General features: G+C 45.7%; 11 protein-coding genes. 2 read left to right on the top strand and 9 right to left on the bottom strand.

Annotated features, from left to right (window positions below; all coding sequences use genetic code 11):
- Positions 1-4: 4 nt before the first annotated feature.
- Together DC345_RS05580 and DC345_RS05585 are read right to left on the bottom strand one after the other, a co-directional pair.
- Positions 5-955: an ABC transporter permease gene (locus tag DC345_RS05580; RefSeq protein WP_113052258.1), complete on the bottom strand. Its 951-nt coding sequence runs from the start codon at positions 953-955 to the stop codon at positions 5-7.
- A gap of 93 nt (positions 956-1,048) precedes the next feature.
- The gene (locus tag DC345_RS05585; protein ID WP_258530569.1) at positions 1,049-2,656 is read right to left on the bottom strand and encodes an ABC transporter substrate-binding protein; all 1,608 of its coding nucleotides are present in this window, start codon (positions 2,654-2,656) and stop codon (positions 1,049-1,051) included.
- 256 nt (positions 2,657-2,912) lie between these two features.
- On the opposite strand from DC345_RS05585, the gene DC345_RS05590 reads away from it, so the two are divergent.
- A complete protein-coding gene (locus DC345_RS05590; RefSeq protein ID WP_181586496.1) occupies positions 2,913-4,415 on the top strand; it encodes a carboxypeptidase M32 in 1,503 nt (500 codons plus the stop codon).
- A gap of 97 nt (positions 4,416-4,512) precedes the next feature.
- On the opposite strand, the gene DC345_RS05595 is transcribed toward DC345_RS05590, so the two are convergent.
- The 3 genes from DC345_RS05595 to DC345_RS05605 form a co-directional block, all read right to left on the bottom strand.
- Complete coding sequence (locus DC345_RS05595; protein WP_113052261.1) at positions 4,513-5,730, bottom strand: MFS transporter; 1,218 nt, start codon at positions 5,728-5,730, stop codon at positions 4,513-4,515.
- Between the two features lie 230 nt (positions 5,731-5,960).
- Positions 5,961-9,212 (bottom strand): bifunctional cytochrome P450/NADPH--P450 reductase, encoded by a 3,252-nt coding sequence (locus DC345_RS05600; RefSeq protein WP_113052262.1) that lies wholly within the window; start codon positions 9,210-9,212, stop codon positions 5,961-5,963.
- 262 nt (positions 9,213-9,474) lie between these two features.
- On the bottom strand, positions 9,475-10,404 hold the full coding sequence (locus DC345_RS05605) for an NAD(P)/FAD-dependent oxidoreductase (RefSeq protein ID WP_113052263.1): 930 nt from the start codon (positions 10,402-10,404) through the stop codon (positions 9,475-9,477).
- Positions 10,405-10,800: 396 nt separating this feature from the next.
- Here DC345_RS05605 and cyoE point away from each other — a divergent pair, with 396 nt between their 5' ends.
- Positions 10,801-11,724, top strand: coding sequence for a heme o synthase (gene cyoE, locus DC345_RS05610; protein WP_373561693.1), 924 nt, complete (start codon positions 10,801-10,803; stop codon positions 11,722-11,724).
- 106 nt (positions 11,725-11,830) lie between these two features.
- Here cyoE and DC345_RS05615 read toward each other — a convergent pair whose 3' ends face one another.
- The 4 genes from DC345_RS05615 to DC345_RS05630 all read right to left on the bottom strand — a co-directional run bounded on the left by DC345_RS05615 (position 11,831) and on the right by DC345_RS05630 (position 17,914).
- Positions 11,831-13,600, bottom strand: coding sequence for an ABC transporter ATP-binding protein (locus tag DC345_RS05615; RefSeq protein WP_113052264.1), 1,770 nt, complete (start codon positions 13,598-13,600; stop codon positions 11,831-11,833).
- Entirely contained in the window at positions 13,597-15,342 is a 1,746-nt protein-coding gene (locus DC345_RS05620) for an ABC transporter ATP-binding protein (RefSeq protein WP_113052265.1), read from the bottom strand. The genes DC345_RS05615 and DC345_RS05620 overlap by 4 nt, the downstream gene beginning before the upstream one ends.
- Positions 15,343-15,479: 137 nt before the next feature.
- A complete protein-coding gene (locus DC345_RS05625) occupies positions 15,480-16,211 on the bottom strand; it encodes a Stf0 family sulfotransferase (RefSeq protein ID WP_113052266.1) in 732 nt (243 codons plus the stop codon).
- Between the two features lie 482 nt (positions 16,212-16,693).
- A complete protein-coding gene (locus tag DC345_RS05630; protein WP_113052267.1) occupies positions 16,694-17,914 on the bottom strand; it encodes an MDR family MFS transporter in 1,221 nt (406 codons plus the stop codon).
- Between the last annotated feature and the right edge of the window lie 62 nt (positions 17,915-17,976).

Below are 17,976 nucleotides of genomic sequence, written 5' to 3' on the forward strand. Positions count from 1 at the left end.
CCCTTCATTTCTTGCTTAATCGAACTCGTGGATCGACCAAACCATACAACAAATCAACGATTAGATTTACGAATACATAAGCCACCGTAACCAGCAGCACTGAACCCTGAATAACCGAGTAATCCCTTCTGCTGATCGAATTGACGATGAGCTGCCCCACTCCCGGAATATTGAATAGCGTTTCTATAACCGCAGCACCAGTAACCAGCCCACCGAACGATTCCCCAATAACTGTGAGAATAGGGATGAATGCAACGCGTAATGCGTGTGTATACACGATCGTTTTTTCTTTCACACCCTTGGCTTTGGCGGTTTTGATAAAATTGCCGGACATCACATCCAGGATGGAGGATCTTGTCATTCGGGTAATGAGCGCTGCCTGAATGATGCCAAGCACGATGCCAGGGAGCAACAGATACTTGATATGCTGCCACAGACCCTCTGTGAGCGGCTGATACCCTGCAACGGGAAGCCAGCGCAGCTTCACGCTAAAGAACATGACCAGCAGTGATCCCAACAGAAAACTCGGAATGGAGATGCCCAGCATGGAAAAACCCATCACCGATTGGTCCACGATGGTTCCTCTTCGCTTAACCGCTGTAATGCCAAGGAACAAGGCAAGGAACACACCAATCACCTGGGCAATGATCGCTAGGGACAATGTAGGCGCCAGTCGTTCAAAAAAAGCCTCTGTCACAGGTTTGTCCAGAAAGATGGACTCCCCCAAATTCCCGGATAACAGCCCCAGCAACCAAATACCGAATTGCTCATAGATCGGTCTGTCCAACCCCAGCTTGCTTCTTAGCTCATCGATATCGGCTTTGCTCGCCTCTTCACCCAGCAGAATCGCAGCGGGATCCCCCGGTGTAACATGAATGATGGAGAACACCACGATTGCCACCACAAAAAGGACAGGTATCAAGGACAATAACCGACGAACAATATATCCACCCATATGAGGGCCACCTCACTTTCCAATGGCAAGCGGAAAGGCGTATTCCCGTGGAAGCGATGCTACGCCTTTTCATCCGCTGTCCTTTCCTTTTAACTATTTGTTATTGGTTGTATTCCAGAAGATCGGGCCCAAAATGTTCTGGAAACCACTGATATTTTTCGATAGCGCTGTAACCTGTTTGGTGTGCCCAATCTGAGAGAATGGAACTTCGGTCCATACAAATTGCTGCAATTCATCAATGAGCGGCCTTGCGGCCTCTACTGAATCTGACGTCCGGATTCCTTGAAGCAGCTCGCTCATTTTCTCACTCTTCAGCAGCCCTGCTCCGCCTCCCCAGAACGCATACTGGTAGAACGTAGGCCGGAACGCATAACTCATGGGGTAAATATCCCACTCTGTACCTGTCCCGAGTTTTTCCTGCAAAGTAGGCCAATCATAGACATCCAGCTTGACCCTGATACCAATCGACTCCAGCTCCTGCTGCAAAACAACGGCTACGTTATATTGATCCACATAATCTCTTGTTGTGAAAATTTTGATTTCTTCGCCGTTATAGCCTGCTTCCTGAAGCAATTGCTTTGCTTTATCCGCGTTCGCCTGGCTGTACGATTCCTTGCCCGCTTCTGAATACCAATTTGGATATTCCGGCAAGACCAGAGAGGATGTCTTCACATAAAATTGTGGATCACGGAATGCCGATGTCAGGATGTCATCCACGTTCTGAATGGCATTGACAGCCTGACGAAGTTTGACGTTCTTGAACAAGCCGTCATTACTGTTATAGAAATATCCAATCATGCCTCCCGGACTGAGGAAGGTTTGCAAATCAGGATTGTCCGCAATCTGCTGTTCATTATCCACAGAGATATTCAGCGCAATGTCGTATTCCCCGGAAGTAATCCCGGCAAGACGGGTCGACTCGTCCGTTACAAAGCGGAAGTACAGGTCATCAACCAGCGCTTCCTTTTTACCGCCTGCTCCATCACTCGGCTCGGTACGGGCGGAGTAATCGTCATACTTTTTCAAATGAATATACTGATCCTGCTTCCACTCCTCCAATTGAAACGGACCTGTACCGATGAATGATTTGATCCCTTTATCATCTGCTTCATCAACCACTTCTTTCGGGTAGATCGCCGCTGCGGGAATCGGATCAGCAAGAAGTTGCAGTGTTAGCAGAAATGGTGTTTTCAATTGAAGTACCACGGTATAGGGGTCTGTTTCTTTGGCCTCTGCACCCACAAAGTTTGCTTTACCATGACTCGACAGTTTGATCCAACGGTTAAGGGAAGCGACAACATCCTCCGCCTGAAGTTCTTTGCCATTATGGAACTTCACATCTTGACGCAGATGGAACGTATAGGATAACTTGTCGTCGCTGATCTCATAGGATTCTGCAAGCAGCGGAATGACCTGTGCATCTTTATCTAACGTTACCAGCTGCTCATAGATCTCGCGTGAAATATCCTTGACCGCTGTATTGGAAGACACATGTGCATCCAGTGTGACCGGTTGTGTTGGATAGCCAATGTTCAGTGTCCCGCCTGTCTTGCCTTCTGCCGATGTCTGCTGTGACGAGCTTTCTCCGGTTGATGAAGAGGCCTGTGTACTCTGCTGGCCTTCTCCACTTGAAGCGCAACCTGCCAGAAGCAGGAATGCCAGAATCATCATTAAAGCAGGCTTGGTATGTTTTCTCATCATGTAACCCCTCTCGCTCTCATGCATAATGTTAAATCCGATTTAACTGTCCTGAATGATATACAAGTGTTCATGTCGGATTAGTGAAAATTGGTATTTTCAGGCTAAGGGAACAGAGGTCTTTTGTAAAATAAGCAATCCTAATGGGTTGATTCATTTTTTGTAATCTACGAAAAAAGCGTGATTCTATGTACTTCCAACTATTCCGATGGTAATATACAACTTAAATTTCATCCTTTATCTGGAAGGAGACACGAACATGACAACGATACAACGTTTGGATGCTGCACTTGCGGCACATATCGAGAAGGTTGAGCATTATAAACAGGTACAAACCCTGCTTGCCTGGGATGCTCGCACAGGTGCACCTCGAAAGGGCGCACCCTACGCCGCACGAGCCAAAGCAACATTGGCTGGAGAACTTTTCAAGTTACAGACCGATGCTGAATTCGGTTCGCGATTAGAGGAAACAGCACAACAAGAGGACCTTGATGAGCTATCCAAGCGAATTATTGCAGAGCATTGGAAAACGTATAAACGCTGGAGTGCCATTCCGTTAGAGGAATATCAGGCATTTGTACAGCAGCAAGGTTTTGCAAACGCCGCTTGGCTGGAAGCCAGAGCTGCCAATGATTTTTCCATTTTCGCCCCGCATTTGAAACAGATCTTTGATGCAAGCTTGAAGTTTGCCGGATACTGGGGATACGAGCAGCATGCATACGATCCACTCGTGCAGCAGTTTGATCCTGATCTGGATAAGGTCACGTTGGATCGCATTTTCAGTGAACTCAAATCCGCTCTAATACCGTTAATCCGTCGTGTCACATCTGCCGCTAAACAACCGGATACATCCATATTCACTCATCCCTTCCCACTTGAACAGCAGTGGCAGCTAGGGATCGAGCTGTTACAAGCCATTCGCTACGACTTTGATGCCGGGCAATTCGGCGCAACCGTGCACCCATTCAGTTCTGCCATCAATCCTTACGATGCACGGCTCGCAGCCAAATTTGTTGAAAATGACGTTCGCGTTTCCCTTTGGAGTGCTTTACATGAAGGAGGCCACTCACTCTATACACAGAATATTGACCCCAACCTGATACATACCGGCCTTGGGATCTTCACTTCGTACGGCATTCATGAATCCCAGTCGATCTTTTTCGAGAAATTTATTGGCAGACACAAGGGCTTCTGGGAAAACAACTATTTTATTTTGCAAAAAATCAAACCTGAAACGTTTGGCCATGTGAGTTTGGATGACTTTTATTTTGCTTTAAATGCAGTAAAACCAACGTTTAACCGTTTTGAGGCCGATGAGCTTACCTACAACCTGCATCTCATTATTCGGTATGAGCTGGAGCAAGCCATTATTGCCGGAGAAGTGGATTACGAGGGATTGCCTGAAGCATGGAATGATAAATATGAGGAATACCTGGGCATTCGTCCCCCGACTCATCTGGAGGGCATTTTACAGGATGGACACTGGAGCGCCGGATTTGGACTATTCCCTTCCTATACACTCGGGTTTGTCTATGCAGCACAAATACACAAAGTCATTCGCCGCGAACTTCCCGATTATGATCATTTAATTGAATCAGATAACATTGAGACGATTACCGGATGGCTAACAACTCATATTCATCAATTTGGCAAATCAAGATCGGCGGACGAGCTAATCAAGTCCATCACCGGAAAAAGCATTGATACCGCTCCATTAATTCATTACTTAACGGATAAATATGAACAGCTCTACGAGTTGTAATGATTGTGCAAATAAAAAAAGCGAGGATTGATCCTCGCTTTTTTGTGTATCATTCTTTTAATGGAATGTTATATGGCTTGTTATACCCCTGCCAGCTCTACCCATTTAGAATCCTCTTTTTCAAAATACGATTCACTTGCTCTGAGCTAGCCAACATCAAGATAAGGAAAACAAGTACAACCAGCGGGAAAAAGCCGATATTGGTTTGCGCAGCAAGAACGCCAAAAAGTGGAGGAAGCAATGTAGTTCCTGTGTATGCCAGTGCCATCTGGTAGCCCATTAATCGGGCAGAATTCGCTTTGCCGAATCGAGCTGGAGTTTCATGAAGAAGTCCGGGATAGATGGGTGCAAGCCCCAATCCAATCAGCATAAATCCAGCCAAGGCAAACGAAATGGATAATGGAAGCAATAAAATGACTCCACCCACAATGGCGGTCACTTGACCAGCCAGAATTAACACCCGATTTTTTATTTTTAACGTGATAAAGCCTGTAATCAACCTACCTATCGTAATACCACCGTAGTATAAGGAGATCCATCCTGCAGCCGTTTCTGCCGAGATATTTCTTGCTCCTACCAGATAGCTGGCTCCCCATAAACCAACCGTCGTCTCCACGCCACAATAAAATAGGAATGCGATCAGTGAGTTTTTGACTCCCTTAATCTTCAATACATTCCGTTCGGGTCTGTCCTCACGCTGTACTAACGTGTTGTCTACTTGCACATGATCTGAATCCTTGTTCATACTTGCTCTCTCTCGACTTGCAGCAACACGCTTCCACAACGGCAACGTGGCAAACAAAATCAGAACGAGACAGCACTGGACCACGGCTACAGCTGTATACCCACTTCTCCAGGAATGATGTTCCGTAATGTAATACGACATAATGATCGGCCCTGTCGTCGCGCCCACGCCCCAGAAACAGTGCAGCCAGTTCATATGGTGTGCCTTGTAATGCTCTGCTACATAATTATTCAGCGCAGCATCAACGGCGCCGGCCCCTAGACCGAGCGGAATGGCAAGAATGACGAGCCATGCCAATGAAGGTGCGAAGGAAAATCCAAGGAGTGCTCCGGCAGTCAGACAACAGCTAATTAACGTAACCTTTCCTGTTCCCCACTTCTGAATCACCGTACCGCTGGCCAAGCTTGAAACGATAGTTCCCCCTGCAACGACCATGGACAATATTCCTGCTGACCCAAACGAAGCGCCAAGTTCAGGCCACATGACTGGCCATGCTGAACCAAGCAAGGAGTCCGGAATTCCCAAACTGATAAACGCAAGGTAGATAATGATAAGAAACCAAGTTGCCATAAATAGATCCCTTCCCTGCATATAAATTAAAAGTAAATGAAACACAATAATACTGGTTAACTACTTTATTTATATACTTTATAAAGTTCATTTATTATATTGCTTTAAAAATTCATCTTTGTCAATAGATCGTATCAGCCAAATTAAAACAGCCCGTGATCTGGATGAAAACTCCAGATCACGGGCTGTTTTTCGACATAAGAAAAAGGCGGCTTATCGCCGCCTCCTTCTTAAAGTGTCTCAACATACAGGGGCTTAGACAATTCAGCAGTTCGTTTACCTGCCCACACGTCCTGAACGTAACGGCCTTCCGACTGAAGCTGATTGAGCCAATCTTTCGCTTCCTGGCGAGTTGCCCCCTTCGCCTTCTGATATGCTTGCAGCAAAGTCTCTTCCACAGCGGGAGCCATATGGCTTCCATCCCCGCATACGTAAATTCTTCCTTTGGCATCAAGTAAATGAAGCAAATGTTCCGCTTCCTGCAACATCAGATGCTGCACATACGTTTTGGGTTTACCCTCAACACGTGAAAAAGCCAAATGCAGCTTGACAATGCCTGCCTGTTCGTATTGTTCAAGTTCTTGACGATATATGAAATCCGAATCATTCCTGCAACCAAAAAACAAATGTGCTTCACTCAGTCGCAATCCTCTCTCTTTCAGGGCAGATCTAGCCTGAAGAAAACCTCTGAACGGTGCAACCCCCGTCCCTGGACCGACCATAATAATTGGAACATCCGGCCCTTCTGACAGCTCAAATCCGGATTCTGGCGTACGTACAAACATCAGAACACTCTCTCCCGTCTGGCAGTCGGCCAAATAAGATGAAGCCACACCACGGAATTCACCGTTGCCGCTCCATGCAGGCTCTCTCACCACAGACACTGTGATACTCGCTCGCTTGTCATTGAAGTGTGGAGAGCTGGAGATGGAGTAATACCTGGGCTTGAGTGGAGGCAGCAGTTCAAGGAACCTTTCGAACGGCAGCTCACAGGCCTCATACTTTTCAAGTAGTTCCAGCATGGTAGTTCTATTTTGAAGTATATGTTCTCTATAGTTGCTCTCTTCCATCATCAGCTCCAGTTCGCGCTTATGAGGCGGGCACACCGTATGGTTCGCCAGCTCCTGCAACTGAGCTCTAGTAACAGGTGCTTGCAGCTCAACACAGGAACGGAGCAATTCATTCACTTTGACTGGACGGTTCAGCGGAAGATGTGTCAACAGTGTTTCGTTCGAAGTTAATTGGATCTGAACGTCTCCTTTTAATCGGAAACGATGAAGAATGCGATTTGCGATTTCATTGGCATTTAGCGGCAGTACGCCAAGATGATCGCCTTCTTTATAGGTCATGCCTTCAGGCAGCAGCATCTCAATGTGACGTGTACTCCGTTCACTATCCATTGCCTGAAGTTCTTCATTTACCACTATAGTCGCACAGCTGGCATGGTAGGCTTGTGCAAGTGGAAGATCGGCTTTCTCGTGAACAAATTCCATTTGAAGTGTATTTCGTGAGGAGTGCTCCATCGATTCCTTGCTAATCCCCAACGTGTTGAATATCTGAGTCCACAACACCCGCTGCCACTCTTCCACTTGTTTCTCCATATCCCCGCCAGCATCGACTTCTCCCCGAGATATCAGCCTGTTGCCCCCCAAGCTCGCTAGCTTCTCATCGACCAATCGAGGAATGCTCTGGTAGGTACCGGACCAACTCCGATCCCCGCAGCCCAGAACTGTATAGGTCACACCATGCACCTTCTCTGACTCCGCTTCCTTTAACCATTCGATAAATGCCGCTGCATTTTGCGGAGGTTTACCATTGTACGAAGATGTCACGATGAGAACGATCCCCTCTTTAGGCAAACGGCCCATCCATTCATTCAATGTTGCTGCTTCGCTTGGAATTCCATAGGTACGGGCTTTTTCTGCAATCGCTCTGGCAATGCCTTCTGCCGTCCCCAGATTGGAGCCGTACAGTACCAGTAATGTTGGATTGGTATTCGCCGGAGTCGAAGTCGTCATCGATACCGTAATAGGGCTGTGACCAGCTACACTTGTATGAAGTTCCTGATTATGCTTTTCATTTAAGGGTGTAACAGACGCACTCAGTTTCGGTGATACAGTACGTGTTCTCACCTGTATTCGAAAATCGCCTGGTTTTAACGTTAACGTTTGTTTCACGTCCAACTGATAGTTACTATAGTCTACCAATTCAAAATGTTTAAGTACCATACCCAGCACAAGCGTAGCTTCATATAGAGCAAACTGCATGCCGATACATGCTCTCTCCCCATTGCCAAACGGTTTATACGCATGATGAGGTACTTGAGTCGTATCTTCAAAACGTTCCGGGCGAAATAGCTCTGCATCCTCTCCCCAGGCGCCTTTGTCACGGTGAAGCTGAGGTAGAAGAATACTGCAGCTCTCCCCTTTTTTCAGTGGAAATTTGCCACCTATGACGGTGTCTTCTTTGGCATAGACGTCAAATCCGGGAGCGGTCGGCCATAGACGCAGCGATTCACTGAGAATCATGCGAATATAAGGGAGTTGAAGGATTTCCTCGTACTGTGGAGAGTCACTTACCAACACCCGGTCCACCTCATCATAGGCCTTTTGGAGTGCTTCGGGATTGTTTAACAAAAAATAAAGGGCAAAAGATAACAAACCACTCGTCGTTTCATGTCCGGCAATGAGGAACGTGATAATCTGATACCGAATGTTCTCATCGTCCAGCGTTTCTCCGGTTTCCGGATCTTTGCCATTCAGCATACGAGCAAGCAAGTCAACCTCTTCAGGAGCAGCACTTGCTTTACGTTCTTCAATAATCTGATCAACCAATGAGAACATCGTTTGGATGTCTTCCTCGAACTGTCGTTTGGTTTTCACCATCAGTAGATTTTGGATTTTCAAGCGCGAGCTTTTCTGCATAGCTTCATTTAATGCACGGACCATACTTTCGATAAAAGGACTGTGGTCCTGTCTGTAAAAGCTGTTAAATCGATAATTGAACCCGCACAGTCCAATGGTATCCAGTGTAAGACGTGTCATGTCATCTGCTACATCAATGGTGTCGTTGGAATTCAAACGTGCCCATTTGTTTATCAATTGTTCCGCAATGTCGACCATCATCGGATGATAACCCTTCATCGCCTGTTTACTAAAGGTCGGAAGCAAAATATTATGGGCCTTTTTCCAGTTCGGTTCGGATGTTCTGCTTGTAAATAAACCATCACCTCCAAAGGCGCGTACATTTTCGAGTTCATTGTATACAAATTTATCAAAACGAGACACGTCACATAATTCAGCCACCAGATCTGGACCAGATACAATCAATCCAGAATAACCAGGAACGGTCAATCGATATATCGGTCCATACTCCTCTGCTAATTTCCCAAGGGACAATGTTGGTTTTTCTTTATCAATCAAGGGCAGATTCCCGAGTGGTCCATACATCTTGGGCTGTGGAACATTAGTTGCAATACTCATTTTAAACACCCTCTCCCAGAGTTTAAAATGATAGTATCATCTATCATTTGATACAATAATAAACCGTAAACGAATGAAAATCAAATATTGATTTTATGTCAAAAACGGTCGGAATTAATCCACTTATCGATGGAGAAGATCTACTAAATGATCGATTAAACACAAAAAGGGAATTGCGTTTGCAATCCCCTTTTTGATCAGATCTATTTTGTTGACTTTTTGTTTGTGCAAAGTACTGAACAAGAAATTGTACAACGCTACTCTACGGGTTTAAATGTTTACCGCGCTCATCCCAGGCTTCCTGATTAAGTTCACTGTTAATTGTTACAGCGGTTAATGCACCAAGGGACGCCGCAGTAATGGCTTGGTACAACTCCGATGCTGCATCTCCAGCGCTGAACAGACCCGGCACGGTTGTTTTGCCGAAATCATCTACAACGACTGTACCCGCATCCGTAACCTCACAGCCTATTGTCTGCGGAAGTTCTGATCCAGCCGTAAGTTTCGGTCCAAAGAAAATCCCCGTGCACGAAATTTCGGTACCATCTTCTAACACAACCTGCTGCACCATACCATTGCTTGATTCAATAGATTGAATTGGAGAGTCCCATATCGGGACACCATGCTGCTTCAATTCATCCCGCTGCTCATCCGTCAATTCATCCGGTCCATTTGTGCAAATGGTAAACTGACTTGTCCAGCCGGAAATGGTCTTGGCCATATGAAATGCCTTGGCTCCATTCACAATGATGACAAGCCGTTGATCTCTTAATTCCCATCCATCGCAATAAGGGCATACAAAAGCACTCTTGCCATATACCTCTTTCAACCCGCTAATATCCAGTGGAAGATCTTTTTTCCCCACTGCAAACAAAATTTTCTTCGTGCGATAGACGACTCCATGGGCCGTTGTAACTTGGAAATCACCATCTGTTCCTGTCACTGAAGTCGCTGTGTCCCCTACAAAATGAACGGACGGATAAGCGCTAATCTGTTCTTTTGCAACCTTCCGAAATTCACGTGGACTTGCACCATCTCGCGTCAGGAAACCGTGTGTTTCACGCGTGACCCAATTACGTGGGCGTTCATCATCTATGACCACAACATGTTTGCGAGCTCGTCCTAGTACAAGTGCGGCATTAAGACCCGCCGGTCCTCCGCCTATAATTAATACATCCATCTTTTGATCCATATTTAACACCCTTTCCAGATATTTAATATCCTTTATTGATACAAAAAAAGGTCTATCCTGATTACATCTTGCCGCTTACAGCTGTTCTCTAATAGAAACAATGCAAGAAGAAATCAATCATACCATTAAAGACCTCTTATATCTACATTAAACAAATAAAATTCATTATGCAAGAAAAATTTTCTTTTCTCGTTATTGCTGCTGCTCAACTTCAATGACCTGTATCACAGAAAATCATTTTTAACAATTAAAAAAAACCTTGTTTTTAAATTGTTCACAATCAAATGACATTATTTTAAATACTAAATCGTTAATTTATTCACATAGTGTATTGAATGCTATAATAAAAACACGAGATATATAAGTATAGATATAGGAAGTGAGTTCTTGAAAACATTGAATAAAGGGGCACGGCCCGAAATCAGCCTGGAGTATACTAGCTCGATTCCGAAAGTATTTTTTGATACGATCAAGATCGGAATTATCAAATCCAATCTGATCGCCATGTTTGCCGGTTTAAGTTTGGCTTTGTATGTATTTGATGCATCTATCTTAGCTAATATTGTACCCATTATCCTCTCTGTCATCGGGTCTTCCCTGATTATCGGAGCGGCGGGGGTGTTTAACAATTTGTATGATCGGGATATCGATGCGATCATGGAGCGCACCAAAACACGTCCAACGGTAACGGGTCGTGTTGATACCAAAACAGGTTTGATCCTCGGTATTGCCATTACGATTATCGGGGGCATCATGTTGTATATCGCTTCCCCTTCGGCTGCCGTATTCGGCATATTGGGACTGTTGTTGTACGTGTTCCCTTATACGATGTGGACCAAGCGGACAACGGTATACAATACGGAAGTAGGGAGTCTTTCAGGCGCTGTTCCTCCACTCATTGGTTGGGCAGCCATTTCGCCAGAACTGGGTCATTATGAAATTTGGGCTTTGGTTGTTACCATGCTGTTGTGGCAGATGCCTCACTTCTATGGCATTGCCATCCGGAGATTTGATGAGTACAAAGCGGCTGGCGTTCCCATGCTTCCTGTTGTAAAAGGAATCAGACGAACATACATCCAGACAAATGTTTATCTGGTATTGTTGTTATTCTCCAGCTTCTTGTTCTGGCCGATGAGTCCGTTCATTGCCATTGTTGCGTTTCTGGTAAGTTTGGCATGGCTTATCCTTAGTGTGGCAACCTTCGATAAGAAAGAAACGAAGAAATGGTCACATAAAATGTTTATTTTCTCCATAAACCACATTACGATCATCTTCCTGGTCATTATTGCGTATTCATTAATTGCGCCGCTGATCAAATAAAGATTGACCAAATGAGCAATAATAAAAGCCGTACAGATCTTAACTCTTTCAAAAGAAGAGTTGTCTGTACGGCTTTTATTATTTGTTATATATCGTATACCTTATTCTATCCCACTTTAACCGGTGTTTGCTCACCTTGCCAAAGCAGCTGCATCTCTTCATTAGTAGCAAGCAAATCTGATAAGCTGCCTTCGGCCTCAATTCGTCCATCCTTCATGACGATGATATGATCTGCCTTCGCAAGTGCTGCTCTGCGGTGAGACACCGCAATACATGTGACATCTGGTTCTTGGAACAGGCCTTCCCAGACCTGTTGCTCGGTTTCCACATCCAACGCACTGGACAGATCATCGAAGATGAACAGATCTGCTTCCGTCATCAGCATACGTCCGGTAGCCGCACGTTGAATCTGACCACCAGACAACATCACACCTCTTGGACCTACGGACGTTTCGAGACCTTGATCCAGGTTTTGAATATCCTTATCCATAACAGCCAAACGAATGGCTTTTGCAAGCGTGACTTCCGTACGGCCCTGTTTACCCTGAACAATATTCTCTTTCAGCGTATCACTGAACAGTCGGGGTACTTGCGGCGTATATGCTGCTCTGGGCGGCATCAGGAAGGTAGCGGGGTCTACATCTTTACCATTCCAACGAATCGTGCCCTCCTGTTTGGGCAGCAGTCCCAGAAGTGTGCGGACCAGAGTCGACTTGCCAGAACCGATCCGTCCAGTAATGACCAGAAACTGTCCCCGCTTCACACGGAAGCTGATATCCTTTATTCCATTTGCAGAATGAGGGTATTGGTACGCCAGATTGCTGATCTCCAGCTCTCTTAGCTTCTCTTTGGGATCTCTCTGTTCATTGGGAAGCTCAGGCGGATCTTCATTCAGATACGTCTCTCTGAAATCCATGATCCGGTCTTCCTCCCCAGGACGAAACAAGGTTCGCATCCGGTCAAAAGATACTTTGAGCCGTTTATGTTGAAATACCATATAGCCAAACAATGAAATACTAAAACCAATATTGGCAAGATAACTGGTGAACAAAGCAAAATTACCTACGGTGAAATTGCCGGATTTCATCTCGGCTGCACACATCAGGAGAATGAGACCTGTACAGATACTGAGCACATGTTGATTAAGTGATCTCATCCACTGTTTGAACAGATTATCCCGGAGTGCGGCTTGACGACGTTCTTCATTCAGTTTGTTAAAACGAGCAGAGACATGCTCTTCTGCCTGCCCAAGTTTCAGTGCCTGCACCGCTCCAAATGTTTCAGCAATGAAACTGGTGATTCGTCCTGTCGACTCACGATTAACCTGTGCATATCGACGAGCCCGATTACCAGACAAGTTATTTAGTAACGTTACGATTACCAGCGGCAATACCGCAACGAGAGTGATTTTCCAGTTAATGTTCGCCATGATGACGATGGATACGATGGCGAACACGAGCCGTCCCCAGAAATCCACCCAGGATTCTATATACTCAACCACTTCATCCACATCATCTCGAAAGCGGCTCATCGCCTCCCCCGGTGAAGCCGGCAGATTACGTCCTGGCCAGCGCATAATCCCAGCGAGCATATTGGTACGCAGAATGGCCTGAATATGGTAGATATACGTGATCCATGCATAGAATGCGGCAAAAAACGTTCCTACTCTTACCGCTCTGACCAAAGCAATGAAGATCAGCGGAGCTGCCAGCCACATATAATCACTGGAACCCGCCGTTGCCCGGTCAAAAAACCACTGCATCCCAATCCCTATTGCCAGCGGTAAAGAATGAAATATGCACCACGACAATCCGTTGATCAAAAATAGAAAAGGCCTGAATCGAAACAAACGGCCTATAAATCCGGTTACATTCACGCCAATTCCTCCTCTCGCCCTGTAATCAGCAATCTGGCATAATGTGAGGCTGGATCGCTTGCGAGTACTTCTCTGGCTCCGAATTCCAGTACCTTGCCATCACCCAGAACCATAATCTGATCGACCTTCTCCAAAGTAGCCAGGCGATGTGCAATAATAATTCCCGTACATTGCTTCATCAACTGATCGATGGCAGACTGAAGCATACTCTCCGTAGCGGCATCCAGCCGTGAGGAAGGCTCATCGAGAATAACCAGGCTAGGTTCAGTCAGAAATACTCGCGTCAGGGCAAACAATTGAGCTTCCCCAGCGGATAATGAAGAACCGCCTGCTTTTAGATGTGTGTCCAACCCTGCGGGCTGTGATTCAATCCAGTGACTTAATCCAAGTCGATCCGTTGTCTCCTTGATGATCTGATCCGAGACGTCCTGGTTGAACAGCGTTAAATTGTCTCGCAACGTACCATCGAACAGCTGTACATCCTGCGTAACCATACCAACCCTGCGGTAAAGTGCAGGCAAGGTAAGCTCTGTAATATCTTTGCCACCCACACGGATTGTTCCGCTATCCAGATTGTACAGGCGCAGAAGTACCCGACTGAGACTTGATTTTCCACTACCCGTACGACCGATGATACCAAGCCGCTCGCCAGGTTTAATGGCAAAGTTAATATTCTGCAATACAGGTTTAGCATCGTTATAACTGAAGTTCACCTGTCTGAATTCCAGACCAAGCGGCCCTTCTGGCAGCTCATCTTCTCTTCCGTTTTCGATCTCGCTGCGTAAAGACAACAGTTCTCTCGAACGAAGCATACCTGATTTCGCCTTCTGAAACTCTTGAACCTGATCACCCAACATCTCAATCGGATCATTAAGCATCTGAGTGTATTGATATATCAGAAACAGAGTTCCGATGCTGATGATACCTTGCATGTAGTAATGAACACCGAGCAGAAGTACCGCCGTGACTGCAAGTGCGAACAGAATGACTGTTGTATTCCATGGAATCACCCGAAGCAGCCAGGCTTTCCTTCCTTTTTGAAATACAACACGCATCGTGCGATAAAAACGATTCATTACATACGGGACATGCCCGTTCGCTTGAACATCTTCAATTCCCGCAATACGCTCTTCAATTAATCCGAACAAAGATGCACTCGCTTCCCGCTCATTTTTGGAAGAGTTTACTCCCAGATTCCGAATGAACACCATAAACAGAATCGATAATAATGTAAACACCGTCATGACGATCGCAATCGGTACGTTGACAGTGAACATAAATCCAAGAATTCCGGCAAGCAAGACAAAGCTCCCCACCACCTGCACAATGAACATCGCGAAGAAGTTGGAGATACTCGTCACATCACCATCCACCCGTTCGATCATCTCTCCCGGCGTCTTTACATTATGAAACCGCATATCGAGACGCAGACAATGCTTCAGGAGATCTCCCCGTAATCGGTTCGTTGCTCGCCAGGCCACGTCATTCCCCAGATAACTGACAGCTACAGTAATCAATTGATTGACGATGGCAACAATCAGAAACAATCCCGCAAGCTGGATCAGGTTAGAAAGGATTCCCCCACTTGCCGCTGTATCGATGAATCGTTTGATAATCTGTGGATTTAGGAGCTGCAGTCCTGTTGAAGTTAGCAACATCACCATAAGTATGGCCAATCGGCCTTTGACTGGTTTTAGATATTGCAGCAGCCAGGACATGGAGCGTTTCTCTGTTTTGGGCATAGCCCCTCACCCCTTCGTATAACATTTCTATTTGATTTTGGTGATTCAAAGCATTTTGCTTCCTCACTAAGATGAATCATACATAATAACAATAAATGCAACATTTCCTACCCGTGGATGAATCTTACCAAGTGTGTTTACCATTTAACATTCTCCCAATCCCTCTGGCATTCTTCCCGAAATCTTTGCACCCATTGTTCAGAAATCTCGTCTGCAATCTGGTCAAAGAACGGGGGCGATACGATTACACCGTCAGTTTGAACATCCAAAAACGCTAGCACTTTCATGACGGTCCCTTCGTAATCTTGTATAAAATCCTCATAAACAATTGTCAACGACACAATACCTGACTCGGACAGAAAATCTTCAATGGCAGCTTCGCACATATTACTCTCCACAAGCAGGTGTTTAATCGCATCAAAGTTATATTGATCTGCAATATCTTGTAACTGGGGGCTGTCTCCGTGCTTGCGGTGCCATTCACCCGAGACAATGGCTCTCCACCATGACACAGCCAATCTGACTTTGTTGCGACGCGTCATGTAAATATGCTTTGTGCAATTTGGAAAGCCCGTACTCCATACCTCAGCACGCGATAACGCTGTTGGTAGACTATAGAGACTGCGGAATGCGTCTATCCATCGTTGTTCAAAATTAATTTTGATTCCGAATACTCCGTTCGATGTTGTACCCTGATCCCAGATCTGCTCCAGATCTTCACGCTTTAATGTGTCTGGACTCTTATGCTGATAATGCAGCCACTCACTCGGATATCCTGCGACACCCGTAGAACTTAAGGCTTCACCCAGCAGAGTACTGCCGGTTCGTTGAGAAAACCATATGGTATAACTTTGAGTAGGTCGTTTCATATTGCTGCCTCTCTTTCTCCCCTTAGGGGTGATTCCCCACCAAAAAGCACTACAAAATCTCCCTTCCATGTGCAACAAATTGGGTGGAATGCATGCAAAAAAGCCATAGATGAACTAATGTTCATCTACAGCTTGTAACAATAAGAGAACCATATGAAATAAGAAGCGTTTCCGGATTTCTCCTCTGCACGCAATAATGATGAGCGTCCACGACAGGGGTGCACAAACATGACTGTCCAAACGCCAACACAAAAAAATTGGTTAAGTCACTTGCTCATGCGTATTCAGTTATCGATTCAGAATGCGCCCTGTCTGGAACATGTTCATCTTAACCACCCGTCACACATATTTGTTGTTTATTGTATTCGCTCCACTGTAATCCGTCAAGATAATATTAACTTAATTGTTATTTCCTTCATGACACTGAACATCATATGCAGCGATTTCAACGATCATAACCCAGATAGGGAATTTCTCTGAGATTAAACATTAACTTCCCTCTCCCTGACGACAAGGCGCTTATGCGCTACGATAAGAAAAGGCAGTCCAAGTGCAGTGGTCAGTGCCAGCGGTACAAAAACGAACAGACCATTCCCCGTCCCAAATTGGGTTAATAGGAGCCCTCCAAGAATCGGTGCCATGACGCTCCCCAAGTTATTGAATCCAATCGTGCCAAAGTAGGTCCCTTTCCATTCAGGTTTGGCAATACGGTCAATCAGCATATCCATCATGGTGAACATGAGCACTTCCCCAATGGTGAACAGAATGACACTGATCATCAGCAGCATAACACCTTCAGCTATGCCAAATAGGAACAGACTTGTTGCGACCAGCACGTTTCCAAGTATGAGGGGTACAACTGGCGGGAATTTGCTGGCCACTCGCACAATCGGGAATTGGATTACAAGCACAGTCAACGCATTGAGTGAAAGCATATAGGAAAACACTTGACTTCCATGTTCAAAGAGAGGATTCTGGGCCACATACTGAGCCAAGGTCGAGCTAAAGTGCCCATACCCGAGTACGCAAAACGTAGTTCCGATAAGTACTGGCAAAAATACACGGTCGCGTCCCGTAGTAGCCAGTGCATCTCGTAAACGAGGTGCTGCGACCTGAACATGTTCCGGCAGATTTGCACGCTGCAATCGAAATTGCAGGAACAAAACCAAGCCGTAAACGATATATACCAACCCGGAGATCATGAACGGAAATGTAGACTCCGCTGATCCAAGCTGAAGACCGATAATCGGTCCAAACACGACACCCAGATTAATGGCCGCATATCTGAGATTGAAGACAAGCAGTTTATTTTGCGATGGAGTAATATCCGATAGAAGTGCACGTGAAGTGGGCTCAAACACGGCGCGGCATAAACCGTTTAACGTATTGGCTACAAAAAATACCCACAGATGCTCAGCTGCTGAAAAGATAAAGAAAACACAGGCCCAGCCAAATACAGAGATCATCATGACCACTTTACGGCCGATCCGATCGGAAATATAACCTCCATAAAAGCTGACCATAACCCCCGCCAGAGAACTGACCGCGACGGTAATTCCAGTCTGTGTGGGTGTAGCTCCCAGTACCTGAGTCAGATAAATGGATAAAAACGGGATGCTCATGGACGTAACGAGACGTCCAAACATCGTTCCAACAATGATTGTCCAGGCTAAAGGGTGAATTTGACGTAAATGCTGCTTCATGCGTATGGTTCTCCTGTTCTAGATGTTTTTGTCTCAGATGGGCTACCTTTGCCCTATCCCTT

This window comes from Paenibacillus taichungensis, from assembly GCF_003287275.1.
In the GTDB taxonomy this organism is placed as follows: domain Bacteria; phylum Bacillota; class Bacilli; order Paenibacillales; family Paenibacillaceae; genus Paenibacillus; species Paenibacillus taichungensis_A.